The organism is Marinobacter persicus, from assembly GCF_900114155.1.
GTDB lineage: Bacteria > Pseudomonadota > Gammaproteobacteria > Pseudomonadales > Oleiphilaceae > Marinobacter > Marinobacter persicus.
The window spans coordinates 389,543-404,788 of record NZ_FOSC01000001.1 but is presented as its reverse complement, the minus strand read 5'-3'; the positions used below and the strand labels follow the sequence as shown (position 1 = coordinate 404,788).

Annotated in this window: 18 protein-coding genes; 11 read left to right on the top strand and 7 right to left on the bottom strand. The window is 58.7% G+C overall.

The window, feature by feature from the left end; all coding sequences use genetic code 11:
• Positions 1–9 precede the first annotated feature (9 nt).
• The 3 genes from BMZ63_RS01910 (at position 10) to efpL (ending at position 2,454) form a co-directional block, all read left to right on the top strand.
• Positions 10–870, top strand: coding sequence for an apolipoprotein A1/A4/E family protein (locus BMZ63_RS01910; protein WP_227663645.1), 861 nt, complete (start codon positions 10–12; stop codon positions 868–870).
• 115 nt (positions 871–985) lie between these two features.
• The gene (locus BMZ63_RS01905) at positions 986–1,678 is read left to right on the top strand and encodes a crotonase/enoyl-CoA hydratase family protein (RefSeq protein WP_091700972.1); all 693 of its coding nucleotides are present in this window, start codon (positions 986–988) and stop codon (positions 1,676–1,678) included.
• 209 nt (positions 1,679–1,887) lie between these two features.
• Positions 1,888–2,454: an elongation factor P-like protein EfpL gene (efpL, locus tag BMZ63_RS01900; RefSeq protein ID WP_091700856.1), complete on the top strand. Its 567-nt coding sequence runs from the start codon at positions 1,888–1,890 to the stop codon at positions 2,452–2,454.
• A gap of 158 nt (positions 2,455–2,612) precedes the next feature.
• Here the strand turns inward: efpL and BMZ63_RS01895 are convergent, their stop codons facing one another.
• Together BMZ63_RS01895 and BMZ63_RS01890 are read right to left on the bottom strand one after the other, a co-directional pair.
• A complete protein-coding gene (locus BMZ63_RS01895; protein WP_091700853.1) occupies positions 2,613–3,389 on the bottom strand; it encodes a spermidine synthase in 777 nt (258 codons plus the stop codon).
• Positions 3,389–4,093, bottom strand: a complete 705-nt coding sequence (locus tag BMZ63_RS01890; RefSeq protein WP_218141209.1) for a transglycosylase SLT domain-containing protein — start codon at positions 4,091–4,093, stop codon at positions 3,389–3,391. Before BMZ63_RS01890 ends, BMZ63_RS01895 begins: the two co-directional genes overlap by 1 nt.
• Before the next feature lie 67 nt (positions 4,094–4,160).
• On the opposite strand from BMZ63_RS01890, the gene BMZ63_RS01885 reads away from it, so the two are divergent.
• Positions 4,161–4,400: a TIGR02647 family protein gene (locus BMZ63_RS01885; protein ID WP_091700851.1), complete on the top strand. Its 240-nt coding sequence runs from the start codon at positions 4,161–4,163 to the stop codon at positions 4,398–4,400.
• A 104-nt stretch (positions 4,401–4,504) separates the two neighbouring features.
• A complete protein-coding gene (locus tag BMZ63_RS01880) occupies positions 4,505–4,960 on the top strand; it encodes a host attachment protein (RefSeq protein ID WP_091700848.1) in 456 nt (151 codons plus the stop codon).
• Between the two features lie 44 nt (positions 4,961–5,004).
• Here BMZ63_RS01880 and BMZ63_RS01875 read toward each other — a convergent pair whose 3' ends face one another.
• Positions 5,005–5,700, bottom strand: coding sequence for a pseudouridine synthase (locus tag BMZ63_RS01875; protein ID WP_091700845.1), 696 nt, complete (start codon positions 5,698–5,700; stop codon positions 5,005–5,007).
• A 155-nt stretch (positions 5,701–5,855) separates the two neighbouring features.
• Here BMZ63_RS01875 and BMZ63_RS01870 point away from each other — a divergent pair, with 155 nt between their 5' ends.
• The gene (locus tag BMZ63_RS01870) at positions 5,856–6,590 is read left to right on the top strand and encodes a TVP38/TMEM64 family protein (RefSeq protein WP_091700843.1); all 735 of its coding nucleotides are present in this window, start codon (positions 5,856–5,858) and stop codon (positions 6,588–6,590) included.
• Between the two features lie 1,544 nt (positions 6,591–8,134).
• On the opposite strand, the gene BMZ63_RS01860 is transcribed toward BMZ63_RS01870, so the two are convergent.
• Entirely contained in the window at positions 8,135–8,674 is a 540-nt protein-coding gene (locus tag BMZ63_RS01860; protein ID WP_244888366.1) for a LysE family translocator, read from the bottom strand.
• Between the two features lie 77 nt (positions 8,675–8,751).
• Positions 8,752–9,042 carry an Rdx family protein gene (locus BMZ63_RS01855; protein ID WP_091700964.1) on the bottom strand — a complete coding sequence of 97 codons (291 nt, stop codon included), beginning with the start codon at positions 9,040–9,042 and terminating at the stop codon, positions 8,752–8,754.
• Positions 9,043–9,104: 62 nt separating this feature from the next.
• On the opposite strand from BMZ63_RS01855, the gene BMZ63_RS01850 reads away from it, so the two are divergent.
• Positions 9,105–9,881, top strand: a complete 777-nt coding sequence (locus BMZ63_RS01850) for a TSUP family transporter (protein WP_091700840.1) — start codon at positions 9,105–9,107, stop codon at positions 9,879–9,881.
• 94 nt (positions 9,882–9,975) lie between these two features.
• Positions 9,976–10,635 (top strand): protein-L-isoaspartate(D-aspartate) O-methyltransferase, encoded by a 660-nt coding sequence (locus tag BMZ63_RS01845; RefSeq protein ID WP_177187007.1) that lies wholly within the window; start codon positions 9,976–9,978, stop codon positions 10,633–10,635.
• Between the two features lie 8 nt (positions 10,636–10,643).
• On the opposite strand, the gene BMZ63_RS01840 is transcribed toward BMZ63_RS01845, so the two are convergent.
• Positions 10,644–10,838 carry a hypothetical protein gene (locus tag BMZ63_RS01840; RefSeq protein ID WP_091700838.1) on the bottom strand — a complete coding sequence of 65 codons (195 nt, stop codon included), beginning with the start codon at positions 10,836–10,838 and terminating at the stop codon, positions 10,644–10,646.
• Between the two features lie 128 nt (positions 10,839–10,966).
• Here BMZ63_RS01840 and BMZ63_RS01835 point away from each other — a divergent pair, with 128 nt between their 5' ends.
• Together BMZ63_RS01835 and BMZ63_RS01830 are read left to right on the top strand one after the other, a co-directional pair.
• On the top strand, positions 10,967–11,866 hold the full coding sequence (locus tag BMZ63_RS01835; protein ID WP_091700835.1) for a LysR family transcriptional regulator: 900 nt from the start codon (positions 10,967–10,969) through the stop codon (positions 11,864–11,866).
• 126 nt (positions 11,867–11,992) lie between these two features.
• On the top strand, positions 11,993–13,177 hold the full coding sequence (locus BMZ63_RS01830; protein WP_091700833.1) for a M24 family metallopeptidase: 1,185 nt from the start codon (positions 11,993–11,995) through the stop codon (positions 13,175–13,177).
• 16 nt (positions 13,178–13,193) lie between these two features.
• On the opposite strand, the gene BMZ63_RS01825 is transcribed toward BMZ63_RS01830, so the two are convergent.
• The gene (locus tag BMZ63_RS01825; protein WP_091700830.1) at positions 13,194–13,472 is read right to left on the bottom strand and encodes a peptidylprolyl isomerase; all 279 of its coding nucleotides are present in this window, start codon (positions 13,470–13,472) and stop codon (positions 13,194–13,196) included.
• Between the two features lie 181 nt (positions 13,473–13,653).
• Between BMZ63_RS01825 and BMZ63_RS01820 the strand changes: the two genes are divergently transcribed.
• The gene (locus tag BMZ63_RS01820) at positions 13,654–15,240 is read left to right on the top strand and encodes an ABC-F family ATPase (RefSeq protein WP_091700828.1); all 1,587 of its coding nucleotides are present in this window, start codon (positions 13,654–13,656) and stop codon (positions 15,238–15,240) included.
• The last annotated feature ends 6 nt before the right edge of the window (positions 15,241–15,246 follow it).

Sequence of the window (15,246 nt, the reverse complement as noted above, 5' to 3'; positions counted from 1 at the left end):
AATTGCATTATGAGACGAATCAGGATGTTACCCGCACTGGCGGCATCTTCATTGTTGTTGGCGGCCTGCACCGGTCCGGAATCGCCGGAAGAGGTTTCCCGGGCTTTCTGGCAGGCGGTCATCGAGCAGGACGCCGGCGAGGCCAACGACTACTCGACGCTGGTGGAGGACGCCGGTTTTGATGGTTATCAGCGTGACTGGCAGGGCGTTGAGCTGGAGTGGGGCCGGGTGGTGATCGATGGCCAGGAGGCCACTGTTGACACCGTATTCAGTGGGCTGCCGGAGCGCGCTGAGCCGCTGGAAACCACAACCTACCTGGTGAAAAAAGATGGTCAATGGCTGGTGGATTATTTCCGCACCGGCGAGGCCCTGAACAGCGGCCCTCTGTGGGGCGATGTGATGAACCAGCTGGAGGCGCTGGGTAAAGACCTGAAGACCGAGCTGGCGCGCCACTCGGATGACCTGGCCCGGGAATTTGAGGTCCTGACCGAAGAACTGCGCCAGCAGGCGAGCGAGGCCGGTGAAAGCTTCTCGAACCTGGTGGACGAGTACGGCCAGATGCTTCGCCAGCATATCGACCAGTTGTCCGAGTCCCTGCGTGAGGCGCTCAAAAATAACCCGAACGCTTCGGTAGAGGACCGGCAGTTGCTGAATGAGGCGGTGATTCGGCTGGAAACGCAGAGCGATGCCCTGCAGGACCCGGACGTGGAGTCGGTAACCGAAAGCACCCGCGTGGCTTTGGCGACAGAGTTGCAGCTTGGTGAGCTTGGGGAAGAGTTTTCCGCTTACAAGGCCGAATGGCAGCAGAGGCTGGCGGAAATGGAGAAGCAATTGGCCGAGTATGTGGACCAGTTGCAGAACGAAAGCTGAAACACCTTGCATACCAGCCTTGTCTGAAACAGCCCCGCCCGGGGCTGTTTTTTCTCCGGGGTTCGCTATAGTGTAATCAAACACTCACTTGAATCTGCGCAGCGAGGAATTCCCGGTGTCTGAATTGGTAACCTACGAACTGGATAATGGCATTGCCACCATCACTCTGGCGAACGGCAAGGCCAATGCTCTGAGCCATGAGGTATTCACCCAGCTGAACCAGGCTTTGGATCAGGCAGAGCAGGACAAGGCCATTGTTATCCTGACCGGTCAACCGGGCATGTTCTCCGGCGGTTATGACCTGAAAGAAATGCAGAAAGGCCCGAAAGAGGCCATGGCGCTGGTGAAGGTTGGCTCCACCCTGGCGCGCCGGCTGGCGGCCTTCCCGCTACCGGTGATTGCCGCCTGCAGTGGCCATGCCATCGCCAAGGGGGCGTTTATTCTGTTGTCGGTGGACTACCGCATCGGCGTGAAGGGCGACTTCAAACTGGGGCTGAACGAAGTGGCCATCGGCATGACCATGCACCATGCCGGCATCGAGATTGCCCGCCACCGCCTGGCGCCTGCCTATTTCTACCGCTCCGTGGTGAATGCCGAGATTTATAACCCCGAAAACGCCATTACCGCCGGCTTTCTGGATGAAGCGGTTGCGCCCGAGCAGCTGGCTGAGCGCGCACGGGCGGTGGCCGAACAGTTCAAACAACTGAACCTGCGTGCGCACCAGCAAACCAAGTTGAAGGCCAAAGCGGATTACCTGGCCCGCCTGGATGCGTGCATCGAAAAGGACGCCAGCCATTTTGATTTGTGAGCGGTAAGAGTCCGGCGGTGATCAAATAAACCGCACAAAACGGCAACCCGCTAGTGATGCCGTTCCCGGGTGGGTATCCTTACCTTGCTAACACAGTTATCCACAGAAGCTGTGGGTAAAGCCGGCCGGGGATTCGGTTTTGAACGCTCGCTTCTGGCCGCTGGCCGTGATATATCAGCGTTTCCCAAACAAACTCTGGAATCCTTGTTATGCCAAAAGCGAGTGAGATCAAGAAGAATCAGGCCGTGGAATATCAGGGCCGCGTGTATTTTGTGAAAGACATCGAGCGCTCCGTGCCCCAGGGCCGGGCTGGCGGCAGTCTGTACCGCATGCGCATGTACGATGTGGTGACCAACCAGAAGCTGGATGAAACCTTCAAGGATTCCGACATGCTCAATCTGGCGGACCTGGTGCGCCGCCCGGCGGTGTTTTCCTACGCCGATGGCGATGAGTATGTGTTCATGGACACCGAAGATTTCACGCAATACCTGTTGAACAAGAATGCCATCGAAGATGATCTGCTGTTTATTACCGAGGACACCGAGGGCCTGATGGTGGTGCTGGTGAGCGACAGCCCGGTGGGTGTGGCGTTGCCGCCGACGGTGGAGCTGACCATCGAGGAAACCGATCCGTCGGTGAAGGGCGGTTCTGCCACGGCCCGGACCAAGCCGGCGTATTTGACCACGGGGCTGGTGGTGCAGGTGCCGGAGCACATTTCCACCGGGGATCGCATCAAGGTGAATGTGGAGGAGCGCAAGTTCCTGAGTCGGGCCTGATTCCTGTACTCCTTGATTTGAGCTCGAGTTAACGGGCCGCAAGTCAGCTGTCAGGCCTTTCCAAAAACCGCTACAAGCATGTCCATATGCGCTTATTTCGGGCCATCCTTGGCCCTCAAAATTTTTGGAAAGGCCTGACAGCTGACTTGCTCACTTGTCTATTCTCCTGCCCGCGCCAGCATGGATACTTTCTTCAGCAGCTTTGGCCATCCCACCGGTAAGCGTTTTTCCAGTTCCTTGCCCCGGCTTGCGGGCAGGGTCCAGGGATCAAATACGGTTTTGCACCCGAAAATAACCCAGTTGTTGGTTTTGCTTTTGAAAACCAGCAGCACCGGGAACTGGCGCCGGAGTTCCCGGAACAGGGTGCCGTCGGTTTCTGGCATGCGGTGGTAGTTCAGCGCCAGCCAGCCGGTTTTTGAAAGTGCCCGGCTGCAGGCTTTGATGAACTGGCGCTGGGCCTGGGCGGGGCTCATGCGGTCGGCGCTGTAGAGATCGGTCAGGATCAGGTCGGTGCCGCCTTCGGGCAGGTTATCCACGGCCAGGCGGGCGTCGGCGGTGGTGACTTTCAGGCGCTCGGAGTGTGGCAGTGAAAACCATTCATGGGCGATTTCCACCACTTTTTGCCGTAGTTCAAACACGTCTATCCGGCTTTCCGGCAGCAGTTGGTGAAGCCCATGCGCCAGTGCGCCGCCGCCCAGCCCCAATACGGTGACCCGCTCAGGCTCTTGCCAGGCAATGGGCAGCAGCATGGCGCGGTTGTATTCGTGTACCGGCAGGTGCGGTGCCGAGCGCAGGATTTTGCTCTGTTCGAACACGGAATCAAAGCTGAGTATCCGGTGTTTACGATCGTCAATAACCAGGATATTGCCCAGTTTGTCCCGGGCCACGTGCACGATGTCGCCCTTGATCGCAGGGCGGTTGATGACGGTGCCCATCAGTTGGCGGCGTAACGTTCGTGCAGGATGCCCACGCGGTTCACATAGGCTTTGGTTTCCGCGTAGGGCGGTACGCCCTTGTAGCGGCTGACAGCACCCGGGCCGGCGTTGTAGGCAGCGGTGGCCAGGCGAATGTCGCCGCCAAAGCGGTCAAGCATCTGCGATAGATAGTTGGCGCCGCCACGGATGTTTTCCCGGGCTTCAAACGGGCGGCTTACCCCCAGTTCTTTGGCGGTGCCGGGCATCAGTTGCATCAGGCCCTGGGCGCCGACCGGGGAGAGGGCGTCCGGGTCGAAGGCGGATTCGGCGTGGATCACTGCACGCACCAGTGCGGGGTCGACACCGTATTCCCGGGCGGCGGTGGTGATTTCGTTCCGGTAGCTGCTGGTATAAAGCGGTGTGTTGTGCCAGTCCACCGTGGAGTCCGGGTCACAGGCGTAGCAATGAAAGCGTATGACGTCGAAATCCCGGGTTTCGGGTTTCTGGTTGCTGTAGGAGACTACCCCTTGCTCGTCGGTGTAGCGATACACGGTCTCGTTCCGGGTCGAGGGGCGGGCCTGTTTGCTGTTACCCACGTTGGTGAATTCAACCGTTCCGTCGGAATGCTCAATGCGTTTGATGCCATCGGCATGGGCGAGGTGGGCCGCGCCAAAGGCCATCAGGATCAAAACAGGGCTGAAAACAGTGTAAACAGTACGCTTCATTGCTGGTCAGGGCTTCCGGTTTGTGGTTATGCTCTGAGGTTCCATATCTAGCACTCAGGAGTGTGCCATGCCGTTCTCGCCAAATCACCTTGCAGAACTCAATTTGTTGTCGCAGTTCCCATCCACCTCCACTCAGGAGGGTATCAAGGTTCATGAGCACTCCGCCGCCCCGGAAACCGTTCAGGCCGCACAGGCCCTGTTCAGCAAGGGGCTGATCAGTCAGAAAGACGGCGGCTATCTGACCCCGCTGGGGTGCGAGGCCGTTGAATTGACGCAAAAGCTGCAATCGCTGCTGTCCGGCGAATAATCCCGTCCGCGTATGCGTAAAGGGGCGTTTGAGCTTTGTTTTTGACGCCCCCCGCAGTGGTGCTATCGTTTCATTACAGCCTGCAAAAACATGGAGGGCAGATAATGACGAGGCGCGACGAGAATCCCCTAGCTCCAAAGAAGCTCTATATTCTGGTGGCGGATAGCGCCATGGCCCGGTTTTTCAAGGCAAAAACCCCCGTCAGAAGCATCGAGGAAATTCTGGATCATCCCCACAAGGAGGGCCGGCAGAGGGATTCGGATATCTATACCGACCGGCCGGGCAGCAATCACAGCGGGGCGGGCGGTTACCAGACCTACGATCGTGAAACGGACGAAGACCCGGAAAATGCCCGCTTCGCCCGTGAACTGGGGGAGTACCTGAAAAAAGCCCACCACGAGGGCCGGTTTGATAACCTGGTGCTGGTGGCACCACCAAAGTTCCTGGGGGTGTTGCGGCATCATCTTGGTAAGGAGTGCATGGCGACGGTTCTCAAATCCATCGACAAGGATCTTGTGAGCCAGGACGCTGTATCGATCACCCGGCACCTGGAGCTGTAGCCACGCGCGGTTTTTCAGTCAGCCTGCGGTGGGTGCCGCAGGCTCTATTCAATGGACCGGATCTCCCCTGCGGTAAGACTTCGGTAGCTGCCTGAAGACAAGTCATTATCCAGCTCAATTTCCCCCATCCGTTCCCTGTGCAGGGCTTTGACCCGGTTTCCCACGGCGTGAAACATCCGCTTGATCTGGTGGTACCGGCCTTCGTAGATGGTGACCCGTGCTTCCCGCTCCCCCAGGCGCTCAAGTTGTGCCGGAGATGTTGTCAGGCCCTCGAATTCGAACCATATGCCATTGGCAAACCGTGTTTCGGTTTCCGGGCTGAGTGGCTTTGCGGTGAGTACCCGGTACACCTTGGGGATTTTGATCGCAGGCTCCGTGAGTTTCCGGGACCAGAGTCCGTTATTGGTGAGGATGAGCAGGCCGGTACTGCTTCGGTCCAGGCGACCGGCAATATGCAGGTGGTGGCGTAACTCCGGGGCGATCAGCTCAAGCACGGTCGGGTGCTGGGCGTCCACTGTTGCGCTCAGGTAGCCGGCGGGCTTGTTCAGCATCAGATAGTGCTCTGCCTCGCCGGCCTGGACAACGTCTTGGTCGACCATGACCGTTGAAAACCGGTCCACATCCGCTGCCGGGGCCCGGCAGGGTTGGCCATTGATCTTCACCCGGCCTCCGGCAATCAGGGCGTTCGCCTGTTTGCGGCTGATACCGTTCTGATTGCTGAGGATACGTGAGAGCTTCATGGCGGATCTGAACTATGTCGTGGGTTGACCGTAGGGTACTTCAACGGGATGAATGATACGGCGAAACGTGAAGCTTTGTCCGTCAATTGAGCCAGACTTCAAGGATGATCCTTGGTTTTTTGAGCCATCAGGCGTTCACTCGTTAGGGTGGGACTATGAATCGCTGGAAGAAGTCTCCCATCCTCTGGATGGGCGGCAGTATCGCGGGTGTCGGGCTGATTGTGGGGCTGTTGTACGCCTTTGGTGTGCACCAGCAGGTGGTGGAGTTGTTGCGCTGGTTCGACACTCAGGGCCTGTGGGCGGCGGCTTTGTTCATCGGTGTCATGGCGCTGGCGATGGTGTTGCTGTTGCCGGGCGTGCTGCTGACCACCGGGGCCGGGTTCGTGTTCGGCGTTCTCGAAGGCACGGTGTATGTGGTGGTGGGCACCACCATTGGTTCGGCGATTGCGTTTCTGGTTGCCCGGCATGTTCTCGGGGATCATGCCAGTGTCTATATCCGGGGCCGTGCGCGGCTGTCGGTGGTGAGCAACGAGATGGCGCCGCATGGCTGGAAGATTGTGCTCCTGACTCGGTTGATCCCGTTTTTTCCTGGCAAATTATCGAATTTCTTGTTCGGTCTCACCAGTTTTTCGTTTCGCGGCTTTGTCGTGGGCACTTTCATTGGTGTTATTCCCTTTTCCCTGCACAACGTTTACCTCGGTTCCCTGGCCGCTGATCTCTCTACGCTTGGTGTTCGCGAGACCGGACGAACACCCCTGGAATGGGCCATTTATGGCGCAGGATTCGTCGGCACCGTGTTGGCGGTGGTGTTTCTCAACCGCCTGGCACGTCGGGCGTTGGCCCGTTACAAGGTGGAGACCGAACCAACCGAAGAGGAAGCGAACCAATGAATTGGATGAACTGGCTCCCCTGGCGTTACCTGGTCAAGCGTGCGGCGAAGCGACATGGCTTTCTGGACCCGATTGCCCTGTTGGGCAAGCTGCACAGTTTTGCCCAGCCGTCTGAAGTCGGCGAGCCGATTGAGCTGTTGCGGGCCGGTGTGGTCTTTCATGCCCGGGGCCTGATCAACAGCCGGGTCATTCAGCATAATCTGGATTGGGTCTGGCCCTACTGGGTCGAGCGTCAGTTCGATCCCGGTGACCCGGCTTTCATTCCCAGGGCTTTCTCGATTACCCACATCAACCTGAGTAACCGCAACTGGACCGCTATTGGCCAGCCGGATCTGGACGAGCTTCCGATTGTGGACCCCCGGGGCCTGCTGACGCCCTGGTACGATGGCTGGTCCCTGGATGGCTGGGTGCTGGCGGACGATGGTCGTTGCCTGCTGCCCTCGCGTTGTCGCTCAAGCCGGCAGAAGTATGAGCTGGACGATGAAGGTGTCTGCGTTGTGACCGAATCCGCCACGGATGGTCTCTCGCTCACCAGTCGTGCCCGGGTTGTGGTGGAAAATGGCAAACCCTTCTGCCAGATGGTGCTGCAGGCCCGTTCTGAGGTTGCCGGTTCGCTGGTGTTGTCGCTTCGCCCCGCCAATCCCGAAGGCATCAGTTTCATCAACCGGGTGACGCTGAGCACGGGCCGGGATCACTGGGTGGTTGATGGCAGGCCTGCGGTAACCTTCAGCCGGCCGGCGGAACATCACCATGTTTCGGATTATCACGAGGGCGATGTGCGCATTCACTTGCAGGACAAGGACGATCAGGCCGAGGGCCGGTGTGATGTCGGAATGGTAACGGCCGCCGCGTTGTTCCCGCTCAGGGCCAACGAGGTATCGGAGCTTACGGTTACCGTGCCGCTATCCCATGAGGGGGCTGAGAAGCTTCCTTCCGATGGCTGGCAGAAGGCCTTGCAGGGCCATGCACGGCTCGAGTGCCCGGATGACCACTGGCAGTTTCTTTACGATTCGGCCATTCGGTCCCTGGTGCTGCACTCACCGGAAGATGTTTACCCGGGGCCGTATACCTATAAGCGCTTCTGGTTCCGGGATGCCGCCTTCATTATCCATGCGCTTTTATGTGCCGGTATGACCGACAGAGCGGAACGGGCACTGGCGCAATTTCCTGACCGGCAATTGAAAAACGGCTATTTCCGCTCCCAGGAGGGGGAGTGGGATGCCAATGGCGAGGTGTTGTGGATACTCAAACGCTATCATGAGCTGACTGGTACTCCGTTGCCCGACAGCTGGCATGAGCCGGTGGCGAAAGGGGCGCGCTGGATTCTGAAAAAGCGGCTCAGCGACCATCTGGAACAGCCCCACGCGGGCCTTTTACCCGCCGGCTTCAGCGCTGAGCACCTGGGGCCCAACGATTATTATTACTGGGATGACTTCTGGGGCATTGCCGGCCTGCGGGCCGCCGCCGACCTGTTTGAGTCGCTGGACAAAAAGGCCAGCGACGAGTTCACCGTGGGAGCACGGGCATTTTCCCGGGCGGTGGCTCTACCGCCCGTTCATAATTCCCACCACCAGTCGGCCGGCCAGGCCCACCAGTACCGCGCCGAATACCCGTTCGAACCACACCGCACGTTGCTTGAGGGCATCCAGCCAGCGAGGGTTGGAGAACAGCCAGGCCACCATCAGGTACCAGCCGGTATCGATAACCAGTGCGGTGGCTGCATAACCGAATTTGGCCAGCAGGCTGGTGTCGGTGCCAACCACCTGGCTGAACAGGGCCAGGAAGAACACGGCGATTTTCGGGTTCAGGAAGGCGATCAGGAAGCCATCCCGCGCTGCACTTTTACTGGAGGGCGCTTCAGTCAGTTCATTGTTGCTGCCGGTTTTTGCCAGCAACCCCTTTACGCCCAGCCAGGCCAGATATCCGGCACCACCCCACTGCAAAATGGCAAAGGCGGTGGGTGAGGCGGTAATAATGGCGGCCAGGCCCAGGATGCTGAGAAACGCATAAATGCCCACACCCAGACCATGTGCCAGGGCTGTTACCACTCCGTTACGGCGGCCGCCTGCCAGTGTCTGTTTCATGACCAGAGCCAGGGAGGGGCCCGGCGATAGCGCGCCGAGAATGCAAATAGTGACGATGGTCATCCAGGTGGCGAGTGTCATCGGGATGTCCTTGAGTCTGTATCCGAATGGCCCAGTGAGCGCTGCGGATCAATCTGGTCGCGTACCAGCTGTTTCAGCTGCTTGATCTCGGGAAAACCGCCATCGTCCTTACGTGACCAGATGCGCTCGCCGTTCACGTAAATTTCGAAAATGCCGCCGGTGCCGGGGTGCAGGCTGAGTTCGTTAATGTCGCCTTCGAAGGTGGTCAGCAGTTCCTGCGCCATCCACGCCGAGCGCAGCAGCCAGCGGCAACCGGTGCAATAGTGAATGTCGATCTTGTTGGGCATGCCGGCGGTGACCTCCTCCATTATGGTATTGTGTGCAGCTTTTCCAGAAGACCCGGTATGTTATGGCCGATCTGTCCGTTGTCCAGTATATCCTCATTGCACTGATTTTTGTGTGGAGCGGTTTTGTCCGTTCCGGGCTTGGCTTTGGTGGCGCCGTGTTGTCGCTGCCCTTTCTGTTGTTGGTGCTGGATGAGCCGCTGGTGTTTTTGCCGATCATTGCTGTGCACCTGTTGATTTTCTCTTCGCTGACCGTGTGGATGAACAACCGGAAGGCAGCCGCCCCGGACCATGGCCCGCGTGAAGGAACCGTGGACTGGCACTATATCGGGCGTCTGATGGCCATTCTGATCGTGCCGAAAATGGTGGGCGTGATCGGTCTTTTCACCCTGCCTAATCAGATACTTAGTGCCATTATTTTTGTCATTGTGGCGCTTTATTCGGTCTCCTACATCATCAATCGGCCGTTTCGCAGTGGCAGCAAGGCCATTGATATTCTGTTCCTGATGCTCGGCGGTTATATCAGTGGCACGTCCCTGATCGGCGCACCGTTGATTATCGCTGTGGCTGCCCAGCACCTGCCTAAAGAGAAACTGCGTGATTCGCTGTTTGTACTCTGGTTTATTCTGGTGTTGATCAAGCTGGGTGCGTTTGTCTGGGTGGGCGTGGATCTGCAGTTGGTTCATCACCTGTGGCTGTTGCCGGCCGCCGCTGTCGGGCATGTGATTGGTCTTTATGTGCACGAGCGGATGTTGCGGGCGGAAACCAGCCTGTTTTTCCGGGTTTTGGGAAGTGTGCTGTTGGTGGTCAGCAGTATCGGGCTGGTGAGCAGTCTGATCTGATTGGCGGGGTGATCGAAAAATAGACAGAATTCACAAAGAGTGCCATCGTACAGAAAGAGTGTTTTGTAATGGTTTGTAACCGCGGAGGTCTGTCATGCGGGAACCATCACGGGATTATGGGGCGCTGCGAAACCTGATGGTGCAAGACCAACTGGTCAGGCGGGGCATTACCGACCAGCGAGTGCTTCGCGCCATGGGCCGCGTGCCCCGGGAATTGTTTGTGCCCGAACACCTGCGCCATGAAGCGTACGACGACCATCCACTGCCGATCGGGCAGGGACAGACCATTTCACAACCTTACATCGTTGCCCTGATGGCCGAGGCACTGGAGCTCAAAGGACGTGAACGGGTGCTGGATATTGGTACCGGTTCCGGCTACGCGGCAGCGGTGCTGGCCTGCATGGCGCTGGAAGTCTTTTCCATGGAAAAAATTCCCGAGCTGGCCCGCCAGGCCGAGAACAACCTGCGCGATGCGGGGTTCTCCCAGGTGCGTGTGCGTTGTGGCGATGGTTCACTGGGGTGGCCGGAAGCGGCACCGTTTGACGGCATTTGTGTTGCCGCAGGCGCACCGGCGGTACCGGATGCTTTGAAAGAGCAACTGAGCGTGGGTGGTCGGCTGGTGATTCCTGTCGGGCAGGAACATGGTTTGCAGCGCCTGTTGTGCATAACACGGCGTTCCGACCAACGGTTTGACCGGAAGGAATACTGTGACGTGAGATTCGTACCCCTCCTGGGACAGGAGGGGTGGAGCTGAGGGGGTGTTTAAACCCCGCCCTGCATTTGTGGCATATCGTGAGCCACTTCGGCCGCTCTGCGGTTGAAAATTCTTACCTTGCGACTGATAAACTGCACCGCCTGCTTTGCAGCAGCACGGGTATACTGGCGCCTGACCTCAACACTGTTGTGGAGGATGGTGGACGGCAGCGGGTTTACGGTTGCGATATGCTTCTGAGTCATAGCGCCTTCCTCCTTCATCTGGTGGATTAATTAGTCATCTACCCTTAATTTACACACTATTCTAAGGATTCTTTTTTGCAGCTTGAATACGTTAAAATCCGTACCCTCGTTGCAAATATGCAGTGATTATGGACTGGGATTATCTTCGATATATAAGGGCTCTGGCAATAGGCGGAACGCTTGCCAAAGCCGGTGAAATACTGGGTGTGCACCAAACCACGGTGTTGCGACGGCTCGACCAGATGGAAGAGCAGTTGGGTGTGCAGTTTTTTGAACGAAATCAGAACGGGTTACAGCTGACTCCGGTGGGAGAAATGGCGTTCCGGGAGGCCGAGCGTCTGGCCACCGATATGGACAACCTGGAGCGCAAGCTGGTTGGCCAGGACGGCGCGCCGGTGGGCAAGGTTCGTATTGCCGCCGAAGACGCCATGCTGAACGAGCTACTCAGCCCGATTCTGACGGAACTGGTGCGTGAGTATCCGGACATTGAACTGGAGGTGTTGACGGATAACGACGTGGCCAACCTGAGCCACCGGGAAGCGGATTTGACGCTACGGCCCGAGAACAAGCCCCAGGCCACGCTGGAGGGCGAGCGTATTGCCGCCATAGAATCGGCGGTTTACGGCGCGGCCAAGTACTGTCGGCGTAACCGTAATATGGATGTGGAGAACCATCCCGAAGGCTGCACCTGGATTGTGCCGGACGAAACCTTCAGTCACCTGGCGACCGGGCGCTGGTACCGCAAGCACCTGAAAAACGTGACCTCGGCCATTCGCTGCAACAGCCTGCAATCCATGCATGCCCTGGCCAGGGCGGGTGCCGGTCTTGCCGTGTTGCCCTGTTACCTGGGGGAGCCCGCCAAAGAGCTGCGCCGGTTGTCTGATCCGCTGGAAGGGGAGAGCGTGGATTTGTGGTTACACGTCAACCAGGACACCCAGCAAATGGCGAGAGTGCGGCTGGTGATGGAGTTTCTGGTGGAGCGGCTGCAGGCGCTGGAGTCTGCCATTGAAATCAGTGGCACCCTTTAACAGGGTGCCAGCGCCGGAAATTTGTACAAACGGGATTTTCGGTCCAGTCTCCTTGAAGTGATAGAGACGGCATCAAGCCGGCGGAGTGGTCGCCGGGCCGCTTGTGTCTTGCCCAGGAGAGCTGCCATGGATTTCAATGCGTACCGAAGTGCCCTGTCGCCCCGGTTCCGGGGCGTGGAATGTCCGTTTCCTGAAGCCGAGTACCGTCAGCGCCTGAACCGGGTACGGCAGCGCATGGACGTCGAGGGGGTTGATGCCTTACTGGTCACCGACCCGTCGGACATTTTCTACCTGACCGGCTACGGCACGTTTGAAGTGTCTGTGCATGTGGCCCTGGTGGTGACCCCGGACAACCTGTTGCTGCAAGTGCCCTCCATCGAGATGGGGCCCGCGTTGACCACCACCCGGGTCGGGCAGATCAGCGGCTATCGCTGGGAAGGCGTCGAGGATGTGCTGGACCCACTGGTGGAGGCGCTGGCCACGGGCACGGAAACGGTTGCGGTCGACGCCTGGCACGGGTCTTTACGCACCGGCGTGCTGGATGGCCTGAGAAAACGCTTGCCTTCGGTGCATTTTGTCCCCGCCAACGGCCTGCTCAAACGCATTCGTATTGTTAAATCCCCGGCGGAACTGGACTACCTTCGGGAAAGCGCCCGCATTACGGCGGCTGGCCTGAAGGCCGCCCGGGCGGTGATCGAGCCGGGCGTGACCGATAACGACATAGCCGCGGAAGGTGCGCGAGCCCTGCTTGAGGCTGGCAGTGAGTTCATGAGCATGCAGCCGATCGTCACCACCGGCATGCGCAGCAGCTTCATCCATTGCAACCACCGGCGTACCCGCATCGGGAAAGGTGATCCCGTCTTCCTTGAATTCGGTTCGGCCTGGTATCGGTACACGGCTCCCATGATGCAAACCGTGGTTGCCGGTGGACAGCCGACGGATGAGATGCGTCGGGTGCACGATGGCTGCCGGAGTGTGGTGGATGCGTTGCTCGCCTCCGTTCGCCCGGGAGCTTCGTTTGACGATGCCGCCCGTGCGGCGGAAGGGGCTATGCAGCCTGTGGCCGATCGGGTGTTTTTCTCGGGGGTCTTCGGGTACACCGTGGGCGCCCAGTTTCCGCCGTCCTGGGTGGAAGGTTCCGGGTTTATCGCCCGGGGTGGCGATACCGAGTTCAGGGCGGGCATGGTATTCCACCTGCCGATCTGTCTGCGGGTGCCGGGTCAGTGGGGTATCGGATGCAGCGAGACCATTGTGGTCACGGAGAGTGGGGCGGAGCCGATTACCCAAAATCCCTGGACTATCGACTCCTGAAGGCCAGGCCGCAGAATCAGTCGCGGGCGGTCACTTCCAGCAGATGATAACCGAACTGGGTTTTGACCGGCCCGATCACGGTGTTCAGGTCACTGTTGAACACGGCTTCGTCAAATTCCGGTACCATCTGGCCCCGGCCAAAGGAGCCCAGGTCTCCGCCTCTCATGCCGGACGGGCACGAAGAGTGCTGCCGGGCGACTTCGGCAAAGCTTTGGCCGCCTTCGATGGCTTGTTTCAACTCCACGCATTTGGTTTCGGTGTCAACCAGAATGTGACGTGCACTTGCTAGTGTCATAGTTGTTGGTCCTGTTTTGAGTGAGTCGAAATACGAGAACGGAATGCTGCCCTGACATCGACCGGGAGGCAAGTGCTTTTATCCGTGTTTCTGCCGTCTCACAGTCGCATTGACAAATCTGTACAATGCCGCCTTTCTTTTTGCCGGCGACCGGCCGGCCTCACGCAGACAGGTTCCTTTCTTGATTTCCACCGCCAATATCACTATGCAGTTCGGGGCCGCGCCCCTGTTTGAAAACGTTTCCGCCAAGTTTGGCAATGGCAACCGCTACGGCCTGATCGGGGCCAACGGTTGCGGAAAATCCACCCTGATGAAAATCCTTGGGGGTGACCTGGAGCCTTCGGCAGGGCAGGTCATGCTCGAACCCAATACCCGTCTGGGCAAATTACGCCAGGACCAGTTTGCCTACGAAGACTGCACCGTGCTGGACACGGTAATCATGGGCCATGAAGAGCTCTGGCAGGTAAAACAGGAGCGGGACCGGATCTACTCGCTGGCGGAAATGAGCGAGGAAGACGGCATGGCCGTGGCGGACCTGGAAGTGCAGTTCGCCGAAATGGACGGTTATACCGCCGATTCCCGGGCCGGCGAGTTGCTGCTGGGCCTGGAAATCCCGCTGGAAGAACACAATGGCCCCATGAGCGCCCTGGCGCCGGGCTGGAAGCTGCGTGTGCTGCTGGCCCAGGCGTTGTTTTCCGACCCGGACGTACTGCTGCTGGATGAGCCCACCAACCATCTGGACATCAACACCATCCGCTGGCTGGAAAGCATTCTGGTGGCCCGGAACAGCACCATGATCATCATCTCCCACGACCGTCATTTCCTGAACAGCGTATGCACGCACATGGCGGACCTTGATTACGGTGAATTGCGCCTGTTCCCCGGCAACTACGACGAGTACATGACCGCTGCCACCCAGGCCCGTGAGCGCATGATGGCAGACAACGCCAAGAAGAAGGCTCAGATTGCCGAGCTGCAGCAGTTCGTCAGCCGTTTCTCGGCGAATGCGTCAAAAGCCAAGCAGGCCACGTCCCGTGCCCGCCAGATCGACAAGATCCAGCTGGAGGAGGTAAAGCCTTCGAGCCGGGTCAGCCCCTTCATTCGCTTTGAGCAGGAAAAGAAGCTGCATCGCCAGGCGGTGACGCTGAAAGGGTTGACCAAGGGCTTTGACGGGGAGCCGCTGTTCGACAACCTGGACCTGCAGATTGAAGCCGGCGAGCGGGTGGCGATCATCGGCCCGAACGGCATTGGCAAAACCACCTTGCTGCAGTGCCTGGCCGGTGCCTACGAGCCTGACAGCGGCGAGGTGAAGTGGACCGACAGCGCCCGCGTTGGCTACTTTGCCCAGGACCACACGGCGGATTTCGCCGCCGACGAGACCCTGACCGACTGGATGTCGCAGTGGACCACCGGTGGTGAGCAGCTGGTGCGTGGCACGCTGGGGCGGATGTTGTTCTCGGGTGATGACATCGGCAAATCGGTGAAGGTGATTTCCGGGGGCGAGCAGGGGCGCATGCTGTTTGGTAAGCTGATTCTGCAGAAGCCCAACGTGATGCTGATGGACGAGCCGACGAACCACCTGGATATGGAGTCCATCGAGGCGCTGAACCTGGCGCTGGAGAATTATCCGGGGACGCTGATTTTTGTCAGTCACGACCGGGAGTTTGTGTCTTCTTTGGCGACGCGGATTATTGAGTTGAAGTCTGATGGGATTACGGACTTCAGTGGGTCTTATGATGATTATCTTCGGAGTCAGGGGTATTTTTAACCTTGA